The sequence below is a fragment of the Sphingomonas jejuensis genome (genome assembly GCF_011927695.1).
Lineage (GTDB): Bacteria > Pseudomonadota > Alphaproteobacteria > Sphingomonadales > Sphingomonadaceae > Sphingomonas_K > Sphingomonas_K jejuensis.
Map to the genome: position 1 here is coordinate 881,046 of NZ_JAATJE010000001.1, position 20,963 is coordinate 902,008.

At 67.5% G+C, this 20,963-nt stretch carries 16 protein-coding genes and 1 pseudogene; 13 read left to right on the forward strand and 4 right to left on the reverse strand.

Features of this window, described 5'->3' with window-relative positions:
* The first annotated feature begins 36 nt into the window (after positions 1-36).
* From GGR88_RS04440 to GGR88_RS04450, 3 genes are read left to right on the forward strand one after another with little or no spacing between them, the layout of a single operon-like run.
* Positions 37-1,065 carry an aspartate-semialdehyde dehydrogenase gene (locus GGR88_RS04440; RefSeq protein WP_167953367.1) on the forward strand — a complete coding sequence of 343 codons (1,029 nt, stop codon included), beginning with the start codon at positions 37-39 and terminating at the stop codon, positions 1,063-1,065.
* Positions 1,062-1,811, forward strand: a complete 750-nt coding sequence (locus GGR88_RS04445) for an alpha/beta fold hydrolase (RefSeq protein WP_167953369.1) — start codon at positions 1,062-1,064, stop codon at positions 1,809-1,811. Before GGR88_RS04440 ends, GGR88_RS04445 begins: the two co-directional genes overlap by 4 nt.
* Positions 1,812-1,823: 12 nt before the next feature.
* On the forward strand, positions 1,824-2,561 hold the full coding sequence (locus tag GGR88_RS04450; protein WP_167953371.1) for an SIMPL domain-containing protein: 738 nt from the start codon (positions 1,824-1,826) through the stop codon (positions 2,559-2,561).
* A 42-nt stretch (positions 2,562-2,603) separates the two neighbouring features.
* Here the strand turns inward: GGR88_RS04450 and GGR88_RS04455 are convergent, their stop codons facing one another.
* From GGR88_RS04455 to GGR88_RS04470, 4 genes are all read right to left on the reverse strand, one after another.
* Entirely contained in the window at positions 2,604-3,734 is a 1,131-nt protein-coding gene (locus GGR88_RS04455; RefSeq protein WP_167953373.1) for an SDR family oxidoreductase, read from the reverse strand.
* An 84-nt stretch (positions 3,735-3,818) separates the two neighbouring features.
* Entirely contained in the window at positions 3,819-4,367 is a 549-nt protein-coding gene (locus GGR88_RS04460) for a DUF1697 domain-containing protein (RefSeq protein ID WP_167953375.1), read from the reverse strand.
* 22 nt (positions 4,368-4,389) lie between these two features.
* On the reverse strand, positions 4,390-5,847 hold the full coding sequence (locus GGR88_RS04465) for an AMP nucleosidase (RefSeq protein WP_167954359.1): 1,458 nt from the start codon (positions 5,845-5,847) through the stop codon (positions 4,390-4,392).
* Between the two features lie 82 nt (positions 5,848-5,929).
* Positions 5,930-6,412, reverse strand: coding sequence for a peroxiredoxin (locus tag GGR88_RS04470; RefSeq protein WP_167953377.1), 483 nt, complete (start codon positions 6,410-6,412; stop codon positions 5,930-5,932).
* Between the two features lie 82 nt (positions 6,413-6,494).
* On the opposite strand from GGR88_RS04470, the gene GGR88_RS04475 reads away from it, so the two are divergent.
* The 10 genes and pseudogenes from GGR88_RS04475 (at position 6,495) to GGR88_RS04520 (ending at position 20,919) form a co-directional block, all read left to right on the forward strand.
* Positions 6,495-7,055: a YqgE/AlgH family protein gene (locus GGR88_RS04475; protein ID WP_167954360.1), complete on the forward strand. Its 561-nt coding sequence runs from the start codon at positions 6,495-6,497 to the stop codon at positions 7,053-7,055.
* Between the two features lie 289 nt (positions 7,056-7,344).
* A complete protein-coding gene (locus GGR88_RS04480) occupies positions 7,345-8,154 on the forward strand; it encodes a hypothetical protein (protein WP_167953379.1) in 810 nt (269 codons plus the stop codon).
* A gap of 111 nt (positions 8,155-8,265) precedes the next feature.
* A complete protein-coding gene (gene ahcY, locus GGR88_RS04485; protein ID WP_167953381.1) occupies positions 8,266-9,678 on the forward strand; it encodes an adenosylhomocysteinase in 1,413 nt (470 codons plus the stop codon).
* Positions 9,679-9,859: 181 nt separating this feature from the next.
* Positions 9,860-11,665: a TonB-dependent receptor plug domain-containing protein gene (locus GGR88_RS04490; RefSeq protein WP_167953383.1), complete on the forward strand. Its 1,806-nt coding sequence runs from the start codon at positions 9,860-9,862 to the stop codon at positions 11,663-11,665.
* A 39-nt stretch (positions 11,666-11,704) separates the two neighbouring features.
* A pseudogene (locus GGR88_RS04495) lies at positions 11,705-12,928 on the forward strand (TonB-dependent receptor domain-containing protein); the annotation flags it as partial.
* A gap of 88 nt (positions 12,929-13,016) precedes the next feature.
* Positions 13,017-16,388, forward strand: coding sequence for an amidohydrolase family protein (locus tag GGR88_RS04500; RefSeq protein WP_167953393.1), 3,372 nt, complete (start codon positions 13,017-13,019; stop codon positions 16,386-16,388).
* Positions 16,389-16,401: 13 nt separating this feature from the next.
* Positions 16,402-18,759: a sensor histidine kinase gene (locus GGR88_RS04505; RefSeq protein ID WP_167953395.1), complete on the forward strand. Its 2,358-nt coding sequence runs from the start codon at positions 16,402-16,404 to the stop codon at positions 18,757-18,759.
* Positions 18,756-19,199 carry a tRNA (adenosine(37)-N6)-threonylcarbamoyltransferase complex ATPase subunit type 1 TsaE gene (gene tsaE / locus GGR88_RS04510; protein ID WP_167953405.1) on the forward strand — a complete coding sequence of 148 codons (444 nt, stop codon included), beginning with the start codon at positions 18,756-18,758 and terminating at the stop codon, positions 19,197-19,199. The genes GGR88_RS04505 and tsaE overlap by 4 nt, the downstream gene beginning before the upstream one ends.
* A complete protein-coding gene (locus tag GGR88_RS04515) occupies positions 19,196-20,164 on the forward strand; it encodes an aminoglycoside phosphotransferase family protein (protein ID WP_167954362.1) in 969 nt (322 codons plus the stop codon). The genes tsaE and GGR88_RS04515 overlap by 4 nt, the downstream gene beginning before the upstream one ends.
* Positions 20,161-20,919 (forward strand): nucleotidyltransferase family protein, encoded by a 759-nt coding sequence (locus GGR88_RS04520; protein ID WP_167953407.1) that lies wholly within the window; start codon positions 20,161-20,163, stop codon positions 20,917-20,919. The genes GGR88_RS04515 and GGR88_RS04520 overlap by 4 nt, the downstream gene beginning before the upstream one ends.
* Positions 20,920-20,963 lie beyond the last annotated feature (44 nt).

Genomic DNA, 20,963 nt, shown 5'->3' on the forward strand with positions numbered 1-20,963 from the left:
TCGGCCAGTTAGGCGCCGACTGGTGACGAGGTGAACATGGGCTATCGGGTGGTGGTTGCGGGTGCGACCGGGAATGTCGGGCGCGAGATGGTCAACATCCTGGCCGAGCGCGAATTTCCGATCGAGGAGCTGGCGCTGCTCGCGTCGTCGCGATCGACCGGCGACGAGATCGAATATGGCGACACGGGCAAGCTGCTGAAGGTGCGCAACATCGAGCATTTCGATCCTGCCGGCTGGGACATGGCGCTGTTCGCGATCGGATCGGAAGCGACCAAGATCTACGCACCGAAGTTTGCCGCCGCGGGATGCACGGTGATCGACAACTCGTCGCTCTACCGCATGGACCCGGACGTGCCGCTGATCGTGCCGGAAGTGAACGCCGATGCCATCGACGGTTACCGCGCGAAGAACATCATCGCCAATCCCAACTGCTCCACCGCCCAGATGGTCGTCGCGCTGAAGCCGATCCACGATGCCGCCAAGATCCTGCGGGTGGTGGTCGCGACGTACCAGTCCGTGTCCGGAGCGGGCAAGGAAGGCATGGACGAGCTGTTCGAGCAGAGCCGCAACATCTTCGTCGGCGACCAGGCAGAGCCGAAGAAGTTCACCAAGCAGATCGCCTTCAACGTCATTCCGCATATCGACAGTTTCCTTGATGACGGGTCCACCAAGGAGGAATGGAAGATGGTCGTGGAGACCAAGAAGATCCTAGACCCGAAGATCAAGGTGATCGCCACCTGCGTTCGCGTTCCCGTGTTCGTCGGCCATTCGGAAGCGATCACCATCGAGATGGAGAACGAGCTGGCGGCCGAGGACGCGCAGAAGCTTCTGCGCGAGGCGCCGGGCGTGATGCTCGTCGATAAGCGCGAGGACGGCGGCTATGTCACGCCGATCGAGAGCGTCGGCGAGTTTGCGACGTTCGTCAGCCGCGTCCGCGACGATCCCACGGTCGAGAACGGCCTGGCGCTGTGGTGCGTGTCGGACAATCTGCGAAAGGGCGCGGCGTTGAACGCGGTGCAGATCGCGGAACTGCTCGGCCGTCGTCACCTGCAGAAGGCGGCGTGAGCGAGCCGGCCTTCTTCCACGCCGACGATGGCACCCGGCTCGCCTATCGCGAGCTGGGCACCGGTCGGCCCGTCGTTCTGATCCACGGCTTCGTCTCCGACGCGAATACCAACTGGATCCGCTACGGGCACGCAGCGGCGATCGCAGAGCGCGGCTTTCGCGTGATTATGCCGGATCTGCGCGCGCACGGGTCGAGCGACAGGCCGCACGATCCGGCTGCCTATCCACCGGATGTGCTGACCGACGACGGGTTCGCGCTGGTCCGGCAGCTGGGCCTGACCGACTATGACCTGGGCGGCTATTCGCTGGGCGCGCGGACGACGGTGCGGATGCTGGCGCGCGGGGCCACGCCGCGGCGGGTGGTGATCGCCGGCATGGGGCTGGAGGGCATCGCCGACGCAGGTGGGCGGAGCGGCCATTTCCGCAACATCTTCAACAATCTCGGGAGCTTTCCCAAGTTCAGCGCGGCGTGGAACGTCGAGGCGTTCCTGAAGACCACGGGCGGGGATCCCGTCGCCCTCAACCTCCTGCTGAATGCCTTTACGAGCAGCGGCGAGGACGTGCTGCGGTCGATCACGCAGCCGACGCTGGTCGTCGCGGGACGCGAGGACGACGAGGTGGGTTCGTTCGAGCGGCTGGCCGAGGTGCTGCCGCACGCGACGCGGGCGGACATACCGGGCGGGCACATGAGCGCTGTCACGAAGCCGGAACTTGGAGAAGCGATCGCCGCGTTCCTTGCGGATTGAGGGAGGACAGTCATGGCATTGAAACTGATGGTGGCGGGCGGGTTGCTTTGCGGAAGCGCGGCGACAGGGGCGCAGACGATCAGCCTGCAGCCCAATGAGGCCTTGCTGCAGGTGGATGCGACCGGCCAGGCGTTGGTCCAGCCCGACATCGCCAGCTTCAACATCGGCGTGGTGAGCACCGGCACCACCGCGCGCGAGGCGACCGACGGCAATTCGCGCCAGATCGCAGAGGTGATTGCGGGGCTGAAGGAGGGCGGTGTTGCGGACCGGGACATTCGCACGCGCCAGATCAGCGTGCAGCCGCAATATGACCGATCGGCCGGTGGCATCAGCAACCAGTCGCGCATCATCGGCTATGTCGCGCAGAACAGCGTCACCGTGACGACCCGCGACCTCGGCAAGGCACCGGACATCCTTGCCGCCGCGTTCGGGGCGGGAGCCAACAGTGTTCAGGGGCCCAATCTCGCGCTCGAGAACCAGGGCGAGGCAGTGGCGGCCGCGCGGCGCGATGCGATCGAGAAGGCGCGGTTCGAAGCCAACGCCTATGCCGAGGGGCTCGGCATGCGCATATCCCGCGTGCTCCGTGTCAGCGAGCGTGGAACAAGCTCCCAACCCTATGACATCATCGTCACGGGAAACCGGCTGTCAGCGCCTCCGCCGCCTCCGCCGCCGCCGCCCACTCCCATGCAGGCTGGCGAGCTGATCCAGTCGCTGAACCTGTCGATCGACTTCGCGATCGTACCGAAATGAGGACGGGGCGAGGCGCCAAAGGCACCTCGCCCTCTCCGGCGCTCAGGCGTACCGGTCCGTGGCGCTTGGATAGTCGGGCTTGGTGGCCGGGATCATGTTTTCGTCTGCGATGCCGACGAAATCATCGTCCCGGCCCGTTCGCGGCTCCTGCCGGTCAGCTTCTCCCGAACGCCGCACCCCGGCGACGAGCGCGGTCAGTGCCGCGGCCGCGCCACCGACCAGCGCCGCTGCGGCCCATGGGCGCATCTGCGCTTCAAGTGCGAGGCTGGTCTTGCGGACGTAGCCGCCTGCCTGCCCATGGACGTGCCCGTCCTCGCGCGCTTCGAAGAGGTTGTCGCTCATGCCCGGCCGCGGCGGCTTGTCCGTCTTCTGGAGCGGCTCGAACACGGCTTCCATGAAGCGGTCGATCGTGCGCGGCATGGCGTTGCCAAGCTTGCTGACCAAGAGACCCTGGCCGCCGACGGTGAGTTCGCGCTTCTGGTTCTCCGCGGCGAAGCAGATCGCCTTGGCGACAAGTTCCGGGTCATAGACGATCGGCGGGATACGCGCGGGTTCGTCCATCTTGTTCCGGGCATGCTCCGGGTAGGGCGTGTCGATCCCGTTGGGCTTGATAAGCGTGACCGAGATCGGCGCCCCGTCCATCTCCAGTTCCATCCGCAGCGCATCCGTGAAGCCGCGAACGGCGTGCTTCATGCTGGAATACCCGCCCTGCAAGGGCACGGCGCGTTCCGAAAGCACGGAGCCAACGTTGATGATTGCGCCACCCTTGTCGCGCAATTGCCGGGCGGCTTCGAGCGAACCGGTAACGGTGCCGAAGAAGCCCACGTCGAACAGCCGGCGATACTCATCGATCGTCATGTCGGTCAGCCGCGCATAGGTGGCAGCGGCCGCATTGTTGACCCAGGTATCGAAACCGCCGAACGCCTCGACCGCGCGTTCGCTGATCCGGGCGGGGGCATCGTCGTCGGCGACGTCAACGGCCAGGTAGGCCGCCCGTCCGCCCCGAACGACGATCTGATGAACGGCCTCCTTCAGCGCCTCTTCATTGCGCGCGACGAGCAGGACCTTCGCCCCGACCTCCGCGGCGCGACGTGCGGTCGCCAGACCAATGCCGGACGATGCGCCGGTGATCACGATGCTTTGCTGGGCGAGGGGTTTCAGGGCCAGGGTCATGATGCTCTCCGGATGCTGAGGTCGGGAGGGCAACGCATGGAGGAAGCGATGTTTCATCTGCCGGGAAGCCGACCGTCCGGTGCCTTACCCGGCTGGCTGGTCGTCTGCCCCGGACAGCATTGCTGCGGTGGCGCGGAGCGTGCGCAGATTGCGGGTGGTCCAGAGCCCCTGGGACGGCGCCATTGGCATCTTCGAGCGTCCGGCACCATCGCCGTAGAACAGCCAGAGCGCATCGCCACGGCGCGTCGCAACCTCGCGGCCCGACGCGCGGGCACGCACCACTGAGAGATCGTCGTCGGTCGCGGGCTGCTTGCCGATGGTGAGCATCACCAGGTTGGGGCTCTGTCGCCCTTCCTCCTCGAACGGGACGTCATCAAGGTAGCGTTGCCAGGCTGCCGCCGATCGCACCACCACGTCCACATGGAAGCCAAAGCCATCGGCAATGGCGCGCTCAAGGTCGGCCGCGAGCGTATCGGCCGAGGCTTCACTTCGCAGCAGGATGTTGCCGCTGGCCAGATAGGATCGAACGTCCGTGAAGCCGCGGGTGCCCAGATGCCGGCACAGGTCGGACATCCGGATGCTGCGGTTGCCGCCGACGTTGATGCCGCGCAGGAGCGCGATAAAGGCGGTCATCGCAGCGCCGCAGCAGAAGCGATCACCGGAACGGCGGCTCGTTGAACGCGCGGAGCTTGCGGCTGTGAAGGCGCTCTCCCTCGCGGCGCAACTCGGCGCAGGTCTCGATCCCGATCTGCATATGTTCGTTGATCGCGCGTTCGTAGAAGCGGTTGGCCTGACCCGGCAGCTTGATCTCGCCGTGGAGCGGCTTGTCGGAGACGCAGAGCAGGGTGCCGTAGGGCACGCGGAAGCGATAGCCTTGAGCCGCGATCGTCGCGGATTCCATGTCGATGCCGACCGCCCGACTCTGCGAGAAGCGCAGCGCCGATTTCGAATAGGCGAGCTCCCAGTTGCGATCGTCCGTCGTCACGATGGTGCCGGTGCGCAGGCGGCGCTTCAGCTCGTCGCCCGACTGACCGGACACGGTCTCCGCCGCACGGGCCAGAGCCTGCTGGACCTCGGCGATCGCAGGAACCGGAATCTCCGGCGGGAGCACGGCGTCGAGCACATGGTCGTCGCGCAGATAGGCGTGGGCGAGCACATAGTCGCCGATCCGCTGCGAGGGGCGCAGGCCGCCGCAATGCCCGATCATCAGCCAGGCGTCGGGCCGGGTGACGGCCAGATGATCGGTAATGGTCTTCGCATTGGAAGGACCCACGCCGATGTTGACGAGGCTGATGCCGGACCGGTCGGGGGCCATCAGGTGGTAGGCCGGCATCTGGTGGCGCCGCCATGCGCTATCCGTGATCACGCGTTCCGGATCCGCGTCCGCCGCGGTGAAGAACAGCCCGCCCGCCCCCGAGAGCGCCGTGTAGCGGCTGTCGGGCGCGCGCAGTTCGGCACAGGCCCAGCGGACGAATTCGTCGACATAGCGATGGTAGTTGGTGAACAGCACGTAGCGCTGAACATGTTCGGCCGGAGCGCCGCTGTAGTGACGCAGCCGCGCAAGCGAGAAGTCGACGCGAAGCGCATCGAACAGCGCGAGCGGGAAGGGCGCCTCCGCATCGCCATAGGGAAGGCCGTCTGCGATCTCGTCGCCGATCGAGGCGAGTTCGGTCGCCGGGAACCAGCGCGCCAGCTCGGTCGGCGCGATGCCATCGAGCGTCAGGTCGTGGCCGGGCTCAAGCACGTAGGGAAAGGGGATCTCCTGGCGGGAGCGTCCCACCTCGACCGAAACGCCGTAGTCGTGGATCAGCGTGGCAAGCTGCTCCACCAGATAGCCGTGGAAAAGCCGAGGACGCGTGATGGTGGTGGCGTAGTTGCCAAGGTTCGACAGGCGTCCCCAGGCCCGCGGCGGCGGCGCACCCTCCGGCGGCGCGTGGTGGCTGATGCGCAGTTCCGGATAGGCGAAGCTGCCGTCCGTGCGGCGCGCCGGATCGGGCCGGGTTCCGTCCGCGGCGAAGGCGGCAACGGCGTCGCGCAGCGCTTCCACAGCGTTGTCATATTCGACGATCAGCGCGTCGACGCAGGCGGCGGCGGTCGCCTCGGCTTTGGACATCCGGTTCATGCCGGGGGCCTAGCCGGGGCGATCCGCGCCCACAAGCGGCCGGGCGCCCCAGGGACCGCCCGGCCGCAGCCCATCAGAGCTGCTTCAGCAGGTAATCGGCGGAGCTCACCTCGTAGCCGCCCGGCTCCTCGACGTTCAGCTGCGTGACCATGCCGTCTTCGACCAGCATGGAAAAGCGCTGCCCGCGCGTGCCCATCCCGAACTTCGAGCCGTCAAATTCCAGCCCGACAGCGCGCGCGAATTCCCCGTTGCCGTCGGCGAGCATCGTGACCTTGTCCTTGGCATCGGACGCCTTGGCCCACGCGTCCAGGACGAAGGCGTCGGAGACCGACGTGCAGGCGACCTCGTCCACGCCCTTCGCCTTCAGTGCGTCAAGCTGCTCAACGAAGCCAGGCAGATGCTTCACCGAACAGGTCGGCGTGAAGGCGCCGGGCACCGAGAAGAGCGCAACCGTCTTGTCGGCGAAATAGTCGTCGGTCGTCACCTGCTCCGGCCCGGCGTCGGACATGCGGGTGAAGGTCGTGGTCGGCAGCTTGTCACCGATCTTGATGGTCATGGGCGGTCTCCTGTGAGGAGGCCGGCATGTGGTGCCGCCCCCGGGGTCGTCAAGCCGTCCGCCGCCCGCTACGCTCCCGATGATGGAGCAGCCACCCTTCCTGACAGGCCAGATGCTGTTGGCGCTGCCGTCGATCGGCGATCCGCGCTTCGAACGGGCCGCCATCCTTATCTGCGGGCACGGGCCGGACGGTGCGCTGGGCATCGGCCTGGACAGCGTCGTGCCGAACCTGGGATTTCACCGGTTGGTCGAGCAGTTGGGCATCGATCCGGGCGTGGCGCCCGACGCGCCCGTCCACCGCGGCGGCCCGGTCGAGCCGGGACGGGGCTTTGTGGTTCACGGCCTCGACTGGGGCGGCGCGGACACGGTGGAGGTGGCGGGACGATATGCGCTGACCGGAACCATCGACGTGCTGCGCGCAATCTGCAGCGGCCGGGGCCCGACGCGCTGGATCGCCGCGCTCGGCTATGCCGGATGGGACGGAGGGCAGCTGGAAGACGAGCTGACGGGGGCGGCCTGGTTCAGTACGCCCGCCACCGACACGCTGCTGTTCGACACGGAAGCTGCAATCCGGTGGCGCGCGAGCTTCGAGGTGGCGGGCATCGACCCGCGCCTGCTCGCCGTCGGATCCGGCACGGCATGAGGCCAAACGGTCACAGAAGTATCATCTAAGTCGCTATTTCGTCACAATAAATGCTGCTGAATGGGAGTTGATCGGGGCAACTTCTTCATCAACCCTGTGGGTCCGCCGCGTACCGAGTCGCGTCACGGGACGCGTCCCACGGCGGGTGAAGGGGTGTCCCATGAACCGGATCGTGAAGCTTATCACGGCCAGCGGCGTCGCGCTGGCTGTTCCATCCGTTGCGTCTGCAGCCTGCTGCACTCCGCGCAGCACCGTTGCGGCCGAAATCAGGGCGCTGGACGTCATGCTCATGGCTTCTGCGCTTCGCTGCCGCCTCGACGGCGTCGATTTCGTGCAGGACTATAATCACTTCGTCCGGGTCAACCGTCCGGCGCTGACCGGGGCGGTGGACGACCTGAGGATCCACTTCGACGAGGGCGACGGTTGGCGCCCCTCGCTCGAGCGGTTCGACCGCTATGTGACGGCCATCGCCAACGAGCATGGCCGTGCCCGCGACTACAGCTGCCGCGACCTTCGCCTCATCACCGAGGACGGCATCGATGCACGGGGCGATGCGCGGCGTCTGCTCGACCTGTCTCGCGCCGTTGGCGTGACGCCGCGCTTCACCGGCGGGGTGTGCGAGACCGGCGGCCGCGGCGATGGCTGGCGCACCCGCTGGGCGGCGTCGGCAGCCGCGTCGGAACGCGCGCCGGCCTTGCCGCCGGTCGTGACGAGCGTCGGCGGACCCGAGCCCGCTGCCGCAACCCCGCCCCAACCGGCGGTTGTCGAGGAGCCAGCCCTTGCGTCGCTGCCGGTCACGAAGGTCGCAGAAGCGCCCATTGCGGAGCCGCAGGCGTCGGACGCCCCGGAGCCCGTCGCCGTTGCGGCAGCGGCGCCCGAACCCGCAGCCCCGACGCTCCAGCCGGCGGTCGCCACCCGCGTCGAGCCGGTCGCGGCGGCGAGCGCGCCGACGCCGTCCGGGCGTGCTGCGACCTTTGACCTGGCAAGCGGCAGCCTGACCGTTCCCGAGGGCGGGGAGGTCGAGGTGGTCGTCACCGAAGGGCCCGAGCAGAACGGCGTTCGCAGCCGCACCTATCGCATCCGGCGGCCTGGCAGCTGAACGGCAGGCCGCGACGCAACCCGGACATAAAGACATCTTTATGTCCGGGTTGCGTGCGTGGCCGGCGGCGGCTAACGCGGCGGCATCAATTCCAGCTGCCGGAGACGACCCGTGGCCACTGCCGCCAAGACGACGTTCGACGATCATGTGGTGAAGGATCTTTCGCTCGCCGATTTCGGCCGCAAGGAGATCGAGATCGCCGAGACCGAAATGCCGGGCCTGATGGCGCTGCGCGACGAGTTCGGCGAGGCCAAGCCGCTGAAGGGCGCGCGCATCACCGGATCGCTCCACATGACGATCCAGACCGCCGTGCTGATCGAGACGCTGACCGCGCTGGGTGCGGACGTGCGCTGGGCATCGTGCAACATCTATTCGACGCAGGACCATGCCGCCGCCGCCATCGCCGCGACCGGCGTGCCGGTGTTCGCCATCAAGGGCGAGACGCTTGAGGAATATTGGGACTATGTCGTCCGCATCTTTGACTGGGGCCAGGACCAGACCTGCAACATGATCCTGGACGACGGCGGCGATGCCACGATGTTCGCGCTGTGGGGCGCGCGCGTGGAAGCCGGCGAAACGCTGTTCACGCCGACCAACGAGGAAGAAGAGGTCTTCGTCGCGACCCTTAACCGCTTCCTTCAGGAGCGGCCGGGCTACCTCACTAAGACGGTTGAGGCGATCAAGGGCGTGTCGGAGGAGACCACCACGGGCGTCCACCGGCTGTATGAGCTCGCCAAGAAGGGCAAGCTCCCGTTCCCGGCGATCAACGTGAATGACAGCGTGACCAAGTCGAAGTTCGACAACCTTTATGGCTGCAAGGAGTCGCTGGTCGACGCCATCCGCCGCGGAACCGACGTGATGCTGGCCGGCAAGGTCGCCGCGGTGGCCGGTTTCGGCGATGTCGGCAAGGGATCGGCCGCCTCGCTCCGCAACGGCGGCGCCCGCGTTCTGGTGACCGAGATCGACCCCATCTGCGCGCTGCAGGCGGCGATGGAAGGCTATGAGGTCGTGACGATGGAAGAGGCGGCGACGCGCGCCGACATCTTCGTCACCGCGACCGGCAATGCCGACGTCATCACTGTCGACCACATGCGCGCGATGAAGAACATGGCGATCGTGTGCAACATCGGCCACTTCGACAGCGAGATCCAGATCGCCGGCCTGAACAACATGAAGTGGACCGAGATCAAGCCGCAGGTCGACGAGGTCGAGTTCCCGGACGGCAAGAAGATCATCGTGCTGTCGAAGGGCCGCCTGGTGAACCTGGGCAATGCCACCGGCCATCCGAGCTTCGTGATGTCGTCCAGCTTCACCAACCAGGTGCTGGCGCAGATCGAGCTTTGGGCGAACGGCGCGAATTACAAGAACGACGTCTATGTGCTGCCGAAGCACCTGGACGAGAAGGTGGCCGCGCTGCACCTGGAAAAGCTGGGCGTGAAGCTGTCCAAGCTGACGCCCAAGCAGGCCGACTATATCGGCGTTCCGGTCGAGGGGCCGTTCAAGCCGGATCATTACCGGTATTGATCGCGCCGTGGCGGTGAGCGAAGACCTCGCTCACCGCCAGCCAATGACACATATTTGCAACAGTGCTTCGAATTCGGGCCGGTTGATCGTCGTTGGCCGACAATTCCTTGCCGCACCTGCAGGTGATAGGCACGGAACCCTTCGGATCTGCGCTTCGACGTAGCGCTGAAGGGAGTTCGACATGATTATAAGCCGTACCCTTGCGGGAAGCGTCTCGCTGCTCACCCTCGCTTTTGCCTGTGCGCCGCTCTCGGCGCAGGCAACGGGTGCCGCGGCAACCCAGGATTGCAGCGCGATCGCCGATCCGACGTTGCGCACCGCCTGTGAGCAGGGACCCTCAAGCGAAGTCGCCGGCGCGCAGACGATTCCGGGCGCCGATGATGAGGCGTCGGAAGAGATCATCATTACCGGCAGCCGCATCCGGCAGACCGAGTTCGATGCGCCCAATCCAGTGGTCTCGCTGGACAGCGCGAACATTCAGAACGCAGGCACGACAAACCTCACCAACTTCCTCCAGGATATCCCTGCGCTCGTCGGGTCGTCCGGGTCGCTCGACGCGTCGGGATCGGCAGCCGGCATCGGCGGCGTTGGTCTCAATCTTCTCAACCTGCGCAACCTCGGTGTCGATCGCACGCTCGTGCTCGTTGACGGGCGCCGCCATGTTGCCGCGGTGCCGGGATCGTCCTCCGTCGACGTGAACACCTTCCCGGTGGACTTGATCGAGCGGGTGGACGTTCTGACGGGCGCCGCGTCGGCCATTTACGGTGCCGACGCCGTGACGGGTGTCGTGAACTTCGTCCTTCGCCGCGACTTCGAGGGCGTGCAGGCGCGTCTTCAGGCAGGCACGCCCGCGGAAGGCGATGCGACCGCCTATCTGGGTTCGCTGCTGGTCGGCAAGAATTTCGCGGATGGCCGGGGCAACATCGCCGTCGCGCTGGAATATGGCAACGAGCAGGCGTTGCTCCCCCAGGATCGCCGCCGTTTCCAGCCCGAGAACTTCCGCGGTTTCTACCGCAACTTGGCCGACCGGAATGACGATCCGAACGTGCCCGACTTCCTGCCGTTTGCAGATATCCGTTATTTCGATTCCAATCCGAACGGCGCGATCGACGTGGACCTGGATTTCGCGCCCGACTTCGTCGGCGATGGCAGCGTCTTCGATCCCGGCGAGTATGTCCCGGACATCTATCAGGTTGGCGGCAGCGGCACGCCGGTTGCGACCTATGGCGGCGAACTGATCCCGAACGTCGAGCGTTATGTCGCCAACGTGCTTCTGAACTACGAGTTCAGCGACACCGTGCGGGCTTATGCGCAGGGCAAGTACGCGCGCGTCGACAGCAAGTCCTTTGGTCAGCCGACATTCGACTTCACGTTGCTGGTGCCGCTCGACAACGCCTATCTGCCGGCCAATGTGCGCGACGCCGCCTTTGCCGAGAACGGCGATTTCGGCGTGCTCGTCAATCGCGACAATCTGGACCTCGGCCGCCGCGGTGAGCGCAACCGGCGTGAAACCTACCGCGCGGTGGCTGGGATCGTCGCCGATCTGAACGACAGCACCGAAGTCGAGCTGAGCTACGTCTACGGCAGGTCGGACGTGAATTCGTTCCAGACCAACGGCCGCTACAATGACCGCTTCTTCGCCGCGATCGATGCCGTCCGCGATCCGGCGACCGGCAACATCGTGTGCCGGTCCAGCATCGCTCCCGCGACGCAGAGCAACCAGCCTTTCTACAATTTCCAGGGAGCTCCGTTCGACTTCGCTGGCCAGCCGTTGAGCTTCACGCCGGGTGCGAACAGCGGCTGCGTTCCGTTCAACCTGTTCAGCCAGGATCAGAGCCAGGGCGCGTTGGACTTCATCCGCGTGGATGCCAATGATCGCTCGCGCCTGCAGCAGCATGTCGCGACGATCGCCATGAACGGTGATCTCGGCGACACGGTGCGCCTGTGGGGCGGGCCGTTCTCCTACGCGCTCGGTGCCGAATATTGACACGAGCGGTCCGAGAGCAATCCGGACCCGGTCAACACCACGGGGCTTACCTTCGGCAACGCGCTGTTCCCCGAGACCGGTTCTTTCGACGTGTGGGAGGCCTTTGGTGAGGCGCGTCTCCCCATCATCCAGGATCGTCCGTTCGCCTATGATCTGACGATCAGCGGTGCGGCCCGCGTGTCGACCTATTCCACCATCGGTCAGACCTTCACCTATCAGGGTAGCCTCAACTACGCTCCCGTGCGGGATATCCGGTTCCGCGGAACCTACGCAGAGGCGGTGCGCGCGCCAAACATCGGCGAACTGTTCGGCCCGCAGAACCAGACCTTCCTGTTTGTGGATGACCCCTGCAGCCAGGATAACCTGAACAACGGCACGGACTTTCGTGTGGCGAACTGCGCGGCGTTGCTGGGATCGCTGGGTCTGTCGCCAGAGCAGATCCAAGGCTTCGATGGAGCGACCAGCGCGTCCATTCCAGGCGTGGCCGGCGGCAACCGAAACCTGACCGAGGAAACGGCCCGCACCTTCACGGCCGGCGTGGTCCTGCAGCCTCGTTTCATCCCCGGCTTCTCGCTTTCTGTGGACTTCTACGACGTGCGCATCCGCGACGCGGTCTCGACACCGTCGCTCCAGGTCGTCGCGGACCTGTGCGTTGACCAGCCGACGCTGGACAACGTCTTCTGCGCAGCGATCGATCGCAACCCGGCAAGCGTGACTGCCGCCCCCGGCGTGGTGAATGGCTTCCGGCTGCAGCCGCAGAACGTCGCCGAGTTCGCGACACGCGGCATCGACATGGTGCTGAACTACCGCGTCGAGCCGGGTGATCTCGGGCTGTTCAACTTCCGGCTTACCGGCAACTACCTCGATCGCCTGACCTTCATTCCGACGCCGGGCGGCGATGTTGTCGACTCCAAGGGCACGGCCATCCCGGCGCCCGAGTGGCAGGCGAGCTTCGACCTCACTTATGCAAAGGACAATTTCGGCCTGAACTACGGCGTGAACTACTATAGCGGAGTGCTTCGCACGACCAACGAGTTGATCGCGGCCCAGCCAGACCGCTTCCCGGAAGAGTTCATCTACTTTAAGGATCGCTGGGTTCACGAGATCCAGGCTTCGATCGCCATCGACGAGGGCTTCACCTTCTACGGCGGTGTGAACAACCTGTTCAATCAGACGCCGGACGTTGGCAGCTTTACCATTCCGGTTTCGCCGCAAGGGCGCTTCTTCTACGCGGGAGCGCGCGTGAACCTGCCCTCCTTCTGAGGCCAGGCGACATCAATTAACAGGGCGGGGTGTTGCGGCGCCCCGCCCTTTTTGTATCCGTAGCGGGACTGAAAGAGGGGAATCGGCGATGAGGTATGATGTGATCTGGGCGCTTGCCGCCGTGCTTGCCGTGACGCCGCTTGCCGCTCAGGTCGCCGATCAGCAACCACCCGAGGATCCCGTCGAAGCCACCGAGGCGCCCGAGGATGAGGCTCGCGAGGTGACGGAGGATCGCGATGCCCTTCCGCCGGCGCCCTTGCCGACGCCGTCCCCTGCGCCGAACACGGCGGCGTCAACCGCGCCCGCGCCATCCGCCCCGACGCCGGCCAAGTGGGACGTCAATGCACCACCGGGTGCGACGATCCGGCAGGTGCCGATCAACGTCACCGAGGGGACCTGGATCAACCTGGACGTCTCGCCTGACGGCCGCACCATCCTGTTCGACCTCCTGGGCGACATCTACACGCTGCCGATCGGCGGGGGCACGGCGACGCGGATCGCGGAGGGTCTGGCGTTCGAGACGCATCCGCGCTGGTCCCCGGACGGGCGCCGCATCGCCTTCACCTCGGACCGGGGTGGGGGCGACAACATCTGGATCATGAACGCGGACGGCAGCGACAAGCGGCAGCTGACGCGCGAGACCTTCCGCCTGCTCAACCAGCCCACGTGGAGCCCGGACGGGCGCTTCATCGCGGCGAAGAAGCATTTCACCACCGGCCGCTCGCTCGGCACGGGTGAGGTCTGGCTGTACCATGTGTCCGGTGGTGAGGGCGTGCCGCTCGTCGAGCGGCCGAACCCCCAGCACCAGAAGGAACTTGGCGAGCCGACCTATGCGCCCGACGGCCGGGGGATCTACTTCGTGCGCAACACCACGCCGGGGCCGATCTTCGAGTACGCGCAGGATTCGAACACCGAGCTGTTTGCAATCGAGCGCTACGACATCGACAGCGGGGAGACCGAGGAGGTGACGGGCGGGCCCGGCGGCGCGGTGCGTCCCGCGCCGTCGCCGGACGGCAAGTGGCTGGCGTTCGTCAGGCGCGAGGCGACCGAGTCCAAGCTTTACGTCCGCAACCTCGAAACGGGCGAGGAGCGCAAGATCTACGACGCGCTCGACAAGGACATGCAGGAGACCTGGGCGGTCCACGGCGTCTATCCGAACATGAGCTGGACGCCCAACAGCCGCTCCATCCTGTTCTGGGCAGGCGGGCAGATCCGCCGCATCTCGCCCGACGGCGGCGAGGCGACCGTCATTCCGTTCCGCGTGACCGACAGCCGCGGCGTCATCGATCCGCCCCGCAATGCCGTCGATCTGGCGCCTGCCGAAGCAAGCACGGCGATGGTGCGCTTCGCCGAAGTGTCGCCGGACGGGCGCCAGGTGGTGTTCGAAAGCCTGGGCAAGCTGTGGATCCGATCCACCAGCGGCAATGCCGCGCCGCGCAGGCTGACCCGGGGCGGCGATGGCTTCGAGCTTTTCCCGAGCTGGTCGCGCGACGGGCGTCGCATCGCCTTTGTTCGCTGGACGGACCGGGGGCTTGGTGAGCTGCGGACCATCGGTGCGGCCGGTGGTGCGGAGACGCTGGTGGTGGACGGTGGTGATCATTTCGCCCGACCCCGCTTCTCGCCCGATGGCGAAACGCTGCTGGTGGAGGTGAACGGCGGCGGGCGCCTTGTCTCGGATCGTCAGCGGCGGCGGTCGGGCACCTATCTCGTGCCGGCAGCCGGCGGATCGCCTGTCCGCGTGGAGGCCGATCTTTCGGCCCCGCACTTCGCCGATCGCGACGACCGTATCTACGGCATGGAGGCGGAGGGTGACACCCGGCGCCTGGTCAGCGTGGCACGCGACGGTTCGGGCAAGCGCGTCCATGCAAGCGGCGAGCTGATCAACGGCTTCCGCGTGTCGCCGGACGGCCAGTTTTTCGCGTTCAGCCAAAATTACGACGCCTGGGTCGAGCCGATGTTGCCGGGAACGCAGGCCGTCGGCGCCGGACGGTCGGCGACCGCGCTTCCGGTCACGCGCGTCAGCGGGTCGGGCGCGGAGTATATCCACTGGTCGAACAACGGCCGCACGATCAACTGGAGCCTGGGGCCGACGCTCTATTCCGCGCCGGTCGACCGGCTGTTCCGGCAGGCGCCGGCGGCAGCGGGCGAGACGCCGCCGCGTTTCGAGCCGCCGCGCGACGGCCTCTCCCTCGCGATGTCCTATGATGTGGCGCGGCCGAGCGGCCGGGTGGCGCTGACCGGCGCACGGATCGTCACCATGGCGGCGGCGGACGGCGGCGTGATCGACGATGGCGTGATCCTGATCGATGGCGATCGCATCCAGGCGGTGGGGCCGCGCGCCTCCACCCCGATCCCGGCGGGAACGCGGACAATCGACCTTGCCGGCAAGACGGTCATTCCCGGCCTGGTCGATGCCCATGCCCACGGGCCCTATGGATCTGACGAGATCATCCCCCAGCAGAACTGGGCGCAGATGGTGAACCTGGCGATGGGCGTGACCACGATCCACGATCCGTCGAGCCAGGCGTCCGAGGTGTTCGCCGCGTCCGAATATCAGCGCGCCGGCCTGATCCTCGCGCCGCGGACGATGTCGACCGGCGAGATCGTCTATGGCGCGCGGGCGCCCGGTGTTTACGCCCAAATTGACGGTCTGGACGATGCCCGGGCGCATGTCCGGCGGCTTCGCGCGCAGGGCGGCCGGAGCGTCAAGAACTACAACCAGCCCCGGCGCGATCAGCGCCAGCAGGTGGTGGCCGCCAGCCGCGAGGAGCGGATGAACGTCGTGGCGGAAGGCGGGTCGCTGTTCGGCATGGACATGACGCTGATCGCGGACGGCAACACGACGCTGGAGCACAACATCCCGCAGCTGAACCTCTACGAGGATGTGCTGAGCTTCTTCTCGCAGACGCGGGTGGGTTACACGCCGACGCTGGTCGTCACCTATGGCGGCCTTGCCGGGGATCCGTACTGGCGGGCGCACACCAACGTGTTCGAGCAGCCGGTCCTGCGTCGCCACGAGCCGCCGGCTGTGCTGCTGGCCGCCAACGCCCGCCGGTCGATCGCGCCCGACGCGCAATATGTCGACGACGACAGCGCGCGTGAGGCCCGCAAGCTGGCGCAGCGCGGCGTGCCCGTGTCGATCGGCGCGCATGGCCAGGAGGCCGGCATCGGCGCGCACTGGGAGCTGTGGTCCTTCGTGCGGGGCGGGATGACGCCGGTGGAGGCGCTTGCCGCCGGCACGATCGTATCGGCCCGGTCGCTGGGATATGACCGGGACGTCGGGTCGCTGGAGGCCGGCAAGCTGGCCGACCTCGTGGTGCTCGACGCCGATCCGCTGACCGACATCCGCAATTCGGAGCGGGTGTCGCAGGTGATGCTGGGCGGCCGTCTGTACGACGCGGCGACGCTCAACGAGACGGGCACCGGCAACCGCCAGCGCCTGCCATATTGGTGGGAATGATCGCGACCGCGCAATGATCGTCCTGTCGCCCGTCCTCGCCGTCGCTGCCGGGGTCATCCTTGCCCTGTGGCTGACGGCGGGTGCCGCGATGCTGGTGCGTGGCCGCCGCCTGCGCGAGGAGGCGCTGCAGGCGCGGCGCCGCGGTGACCGGTTGCTGGAGCTGATCGACACCGCGCCGGCCGCGCCGCTGGTCGTCCACGCCGATGGAGGACTGGAGGCGCCATTGCGGCTGATGGCGTGGCTGGGGCTGGACGAGGTGCCGGCCACCCTGTCCGGGCTGTCGGCGGACGACCGCGGCCTGCAGGTGGCCGACCTGGCGGCGCTGGCCGACGACATCGCGTCGGCCCGGGTCACCGCCCGGCCGTTCACCCGCGCCGTGAAGGTGCGCGGATCGTCCCGGACATTGCTGGTGCGCGGTGCTGCGGGCGTCTTCAGCGACGGGCAGCCGAGCGACGTGCTGCTGTGGTTCTTCGACATGACGGAGAGCCAGACGGAGATCGCGCAGTTGCGCGAGGAGGGCGCGCGGCTGTCCCGCGCCTTTGATGCGCTGTCCGGGCTGATCGAGGCGTCACCCATCCCGATGTGGCACCGCGGGCCCGACCTGCGCCTGACGCTGGTCAACAGCGCCTATGTCCGGGCGGTGGAGGCCGAGGATGCGCAGGACGTGGTGCGCCGCGGGCTCGAGCTGATCGAGACGGCCGGATCCAAGGGGCCGCTGGCGATGGCGGCGGCGGCGCGCGAAAGCCGAAGAATTTCCAGCCGCACCGTTCCCGCGACGATCGCGGGCGAGCGACGGATGTTCAACATCGTCGACGTGCCGCTGGGCGATGCCGGTGTCGCGGGCTACGCCATCGACATCGACGCGCAGGAGCAGGCCCGCCTCGCGCTCGACCGCTTCGTGATGGCGCAGCGCGACACGCTCGACCGGCTGTCGGCGGGCGTGGTGCAGTTCGGGCCCGACCGGACGCTGTTGTTCTGCAACCAGCCGTTCCAGCGCCTGTTCGCGCTCAGACCGGAATGGCTGGCCGAACGCCCCGAGTTCGACCGGGTGCTGGAACGCATGCGGGAAGCGGGACGGCTGCCGGAGGTCCGGGACTTCCGCGGGTGGCGTGACGAGCGCCGCGGCTGGTTCACCAGCCCCGACGGCGGCACGGAGGAGCATTGGACGCTTCCCGGCGGCGCGCACTTCCGCGTCGTCGCACAGCCGCTGCCGGACGGCGGGCTGATCGTGATCTTCGAGGATCAGACGGAGCAGTTGGCGCTCGCCAGCGCGCGCGACACGCTGCTGCGGGTGCGCGCGGCAACCTTCGACAATCTGTTCGAAGGCATCGGCGTGTTCGCCGCGGACGGCCGGCTTCAGCTGTGGAACAGCAAGTTCCGCGACATCTGGGAGTTCGACGAGGAACTGCTTGCCACCCATCCGCGCGTCGACCGGTTGGCGGAGGCGGCGTCGCAGCGGCTGAGCAATCCCAGCCGCGCGGCGATCCTGCGCGAGCTGGTCCGAGTCGCCACCACCGACCGCAAGCAGCGCGCCGGCCGCGTGGCATTGAAGAACGGCAGCCATTTCGAGTTCGCCGCCGTTCCGCTGCCGGACGGCAACGCGCTGTTCACGATGCTGGACATCACCGACAGCCGCCGGATCGAGGCGGCGCTGCGCGACCGCAACGAGGCGCTGGAGGCCGCCGACAAGGTGAAGACGGCCTTTGTCGCCAACATGAGCTATGAATTGCGCACGCCGCTCACCTCGATCGGCGGGTTCGCCGAGATGCTCGCCGGCGGCTATGCGGGCGACCTGAGCGGGCAGGCGGCCGACTATGTCGAGGCGATCCTGGAATCGGTGTCGCGGCTGGGATCGCTGATCGATTCGGTGCTGGACCTGACGCAAAGCGCCGCCGGATCCCTGCCGATCGAGAGCAGCTCGATCGATCTGGCGCGCCTGTGCCGCGATGCCGCAGAACAGGTGCGGACCTTGGCCGACGAGCGGTCGATCAGCCTGCAGGTCGATCTGCCGGCATCGCTGGGGCGGTTCGACGGGGACGCGCGGCGGCTGAGGCAGGCCTTCGACAATCTGGTCGAGAATGCCGTGCGCTACACGCAGGTCGGCGGGCGGGTGGAGGTGCGCGGGCACGGCGACGACAAGGAAGTCGTGCTCACCGTGTCGGACAACGGCCCGGGCATGAACAGCGCGGAGCAGGCGCAGGCGTTCGACAGGTTCGGGCGCGCCGAGTCCGACCGCGACGACGGGATGTCGTCGCTGGGGCTCGGCCTGCCGCTCGCCCGGCAGTTCGTCGAGGCGCATGGCGGGACGCTCACCATGACGTCCGAGGTGGGCACGGGTACCGCCGTCACGGTGACGTTGCCGCGACGATGATCCTGGTCGACGACGGTGCGACGATGGCATTCGGCATGGCGATCGCCGGACATGTCGAGCGCGGCGACCTGATCACGCTGTCCGGCGATCTGGGCGCAGGCAAGACGACACTCGCGCGCGGTCTGCTGCGCGGACTGGGCCTCCAGGAGGAAGCACCGAGCCCGAGCTTTGCGATCCTGCTGCCCTATCAGCCGCCGCTGCTTCGCCTGCCGGTCGCGCATGTCGACCTCTACCGCATCGAGGATGTCGGCGAGCTCGAGGAGCTTGGCCTGGAAGAAGCGCGGGCGGACGGATTGCTGCTGGTCGAATGGCCCGAGCACGCGGCGGGCGTGCCCGTGCTGCAGGATGCGCTCGCCCTGCGGCTCGACATCGTCGATGGCGGCCGGCGCTTGACAGCCGACGTGCCTGCCGCTTGGGAGCGGCGATGGCCGCCACGATGATCGCGCCGCCGCATGCGGCGGATTTCCTGGCAACAGCAGGGTGGCCGGGTGCCGCCATCCTCCCGTTGGCCGGCGATGCGTCGTTCCGCCGATATTTCCGTGTCCGGGACGCGGGCCGTGCCGCCGTCCTGATGGATGCGCCTCCGCCGGAGGATCCCCGGCCGTTCATCGCCGTGGGGGAGCAGCTGCTCGCCGCCGGCCTTGCGGCGCCACGCGTGCTCGCCGCCGACCTGGAGCGCGGCTTGCTTCTGCTCGACGATTTCGGCGACGCGCAGATGAAGGGCGTGGTGGAGGCCGATCCCGCGGCGGAGGAAGCGATCTACGCCGACGCCGTCGACCTTCTCGTCCATCTTCAGCGCCATGGGGCGGGTGCGCTTCCGCCCTATGACCGCGACGTGCTGCTGCGCGAGGCGCGGCTGTTGCCGGAATGGTATGCGCCGATGACCGGGCAGGCGGTGGATGCGGCCGGATATGACGCCGCGTGGGACGCCGTGCTGGAGCCGCTCTACCAGCCGGCCGCGCGGGCGGTGGTCGTGCTGAGGGACTATCACAGCGAAAACATCATGCTGCTCGATGGCCGCAGCGGCATCGATCGGCTGGGACTGCTCGATTATCAGGACGCGCTGGCGGGTCACCCGGCCTATGACCTCGTCTCGCTGCTGCAGGATGCGCGGCGTGACGTGCCGGACGCGCTGGAAGCGGCGATGCTGGCGCGCTTCCGGTCGGCGACGGCGGGGGACGAAGCGTTCGATGCGGCGTACCATCTGCTCGGCGCGCAGCGGAATGCGAAGATCATCGGCATCTTCGCGCGCCTGGCGGTGCGGGATGGAAAGCCCCGTTACCTGGAGCTGCTGCCGCGGGTCTGGCGATATCTGGAACGCGACCTCAACCATCCGGCGTTGAAGCCGGTGGCGGACTGGTTCGCGCTCAACCTGCCGGCGGACCGGCGCGAGGGTCACCGATGAGCGTCAGCAAGCCGATGTCGATCCGTCCGGCCGAAGGGCGCGATCCGCCGGAAACGGCGATGGTGCTGGCGGCGGGCCTTGGCAAGCGGATGCGGCCGCTGACCGCCACGCGCCCGAAGCCTCTGGTGGAGGTGGCGGGGCAGCCGCTGCTCGACCATGTGTTCGACCGGCTGAAGGCAGCGGGCGTGAAGCGGGCGGTGGTCAACGTCCATTACCTGGCCGACGCGCTGGAGGCGCATCTGCGGCGCCATGTCAGCGGCATCGACGTCACCGTGTCCGACGAGCGCCAGGCGCTGCTCGAGACCGGCGGCGGGGTCGCCAAGGCCTTGCCGCTGATCGGCCAGAGCCCGTTCCTGGTCGTCAATTCGGACAATCTGTGGATCGACGGACCGTCCGACACGCTGCGGATGCTCGCGGGGCGGTGGGACGATGCGACCATGGACGCGCTGCTGCTGCTGGTGCCGCTGGCGCGGGCCAACTGCCATCGGGGGCAGGGAGACTTCCACATGGATCCGCGCGGCCGACTGACGCGGCGGCGGCCGGGCCGGGTGGCGCCGTTCGTGTTCACCGGCATCCAGATCATGTCCGACCGGCTGCTGGCCGACGCGCCGGGAGGAGCCTTCTCGCTCAACCCGATGTGGGATCGGGCGATGGCGGCGGGACGGCTGTGGGGCCTGGTTCACCAGGGGCTGTGGTTCGACGTCGGCACGCCGCCGGCGATCCGGCAGACCGAAACGGTGCTGGTGAACGGCTGATCCGCTGCCATCTATCCGCCGGGGCGGCGGCCGGGTAGATCGGG